Origin of the sequence: Streptomyces sp. NPDC016459 (assembly GCF_040632845.1) — a bacterium.
Classification (GTDB): Bacteria; Actinomycetota; Actinomycetes; order Streptomycetales; family Streptomycetaceae; genus Streptomyces.
The window spans coordinates 1-1,613 of record NZ_JBEYCR010000048.1; the positions used below are offsets into that span (position 1 = coordinate 1).

Sequence of the window (1,613 nt, forward strand, 5' to 3'; positions counted from 1 at the left end):
GGGTACGGCGTGTTCGATTCCGATCAGACAACCTCGTCCGGCAACCTCCAGGGGGAGTGTCCGATTAACGGTGGATCCGACCTTGATGTCGGTTAGTTACCGTTCAGGGTGATGCGTCCTTCGAAGGTGATCGCAAACGCATTGAGCGCGGGCTTCCACCTCATTGCCCATCGTGCCTTACCTTTCCCTGTCGGGTCCAGAGCACGCGTGGCCAAGTACAAGCATTTGAGCGCCGCCTGCTCAGTCGGGAAGTGCCCACGCGCCCGTACTGCGCGCCTGTAGCGAGCGTTGACAGACTCGATCGCGTTCGTCGAGCAGATGACGCGCCTGATCTCGACGTCGTAGTCCAGGAACGGAACGAACTCACTCCACGCGTTGTCCCACATCTTGATAATCGCTGGATACTGCTGCCCCCATTTCTGCGTGAACTCAGCGAATCGTTCCCTGGCCGCAAACTCCGACGGAGCGGTGTAGACAGGTTTGAGATCACGCGCCATCGCATCCCAATATTTACGAGAGGCAAAGCGAAAAGTGTTGCGTATCAGATGAATAATGCACGTCTGCACCACAGCGAGTTCCCAGACGGTGTTGATCGCTTCAGGCAATCCTTTGAGTCCGTCGCACACAACGATGCAGACGTCCGCCACACCACGGTTCTTGATCTCGGTCAGGACCGAGAGCCAGAACTTTGCGCCCTCTCCGCCCTCGCCGGCCCAGATCCCGAGGATGTCGCGTTCGCCATTGACGGTGACGCCGATCGCGACATACATCGGCCGGTTGGTGACCTGCCCATCGCGAACCTTCACGTGCACCGCATCGATGAACATCACCGGATACACCCGATCAAGTGGCCGGTTCTGCCACTCCGTCATTTCCCCGACGACCTTGTCGGTGATCCGCGAGATCGTGTCCTTCGACACCGACGCTCCGTAAATATCTTGAAAGTGCGCGGATATCTCGCCGGTCGTCAAACCCTTTGCCGTCAATGACAATACGATCTCATCGATACCCGTCAAGCGTCGCTGACGCTTCTTAACAATCTGCGGGTCGAACGAAGAATCGACGTCGCGTGGCACTTCGATCTCCACCGGCCCGATCTCAGTGAGCACCGTCTTCGAACGGGTACCGTTCCTCGAGTTGCCGCTGCCGCGGCCGGCGGCATCGTGCTTCTCGTAGCCCAGGTGCTCGGTCATCTCCGCGTCTAACGCGGTCTCTAGGACGTTTTTGGTGAGTTGATTGAGGAGTCCGTTCGGGCCCATCAACTCCACGCCCTGCTCCTTGGCCTGAGCCAGGAGCTGCTCGGCCAACTGCTTCTGATCCACCTCAGTCTCTGCCATGGGATCAAGTGTTTCGGTCATCGTCGATCCTTCCCGCCAAGCTCAGCTCGGCGTGTTGAATCAAGGACCGGATCCACCGTTATTCAGACAGTCCCGCATTGCCCCTGTAGTGAGTCTTGATCCGAGTCCGAAGAGTCTGCTTGCTCGGAGCTTTCCCATTAACGAGAAGTGCTGATGGGCTGATCCCCGGATACAGCAAGGTCAGCCCGTCCTTCTTCGCACACCCTGACGTGTTGATCTCAGCGGGCAACTCTCGGAACCACCAGCCGTAGGAAC

General features: G+C 58.2%; 2 protein-coding genes. Both read right to left on the reverse strand.

What is annotated here, in order from left to right:
- Positions 1 to 92 precede the first annotated feature (92 nt).
- Positions 93 to 1,358, reverse strand: coding sequence for an IS256 family transposase (locus ABZ567_RS32335; RefSeq protein WP_003943361.1), 1,266 nt, complete (start codon positions 1,356 to 1,358; stop codon positions 93 to 95).
- 58 nt (positions 1,359 to 1,416) lie between these two features.
- A partial coding sequence (locus ABZ567_RS32340) for a GIY-YIG nuclease family protein (protein ID WP_360796945.1) occupies positions 1,417 to 1,613 on the reverse strand: 197 nt, incomplete at its 5' end.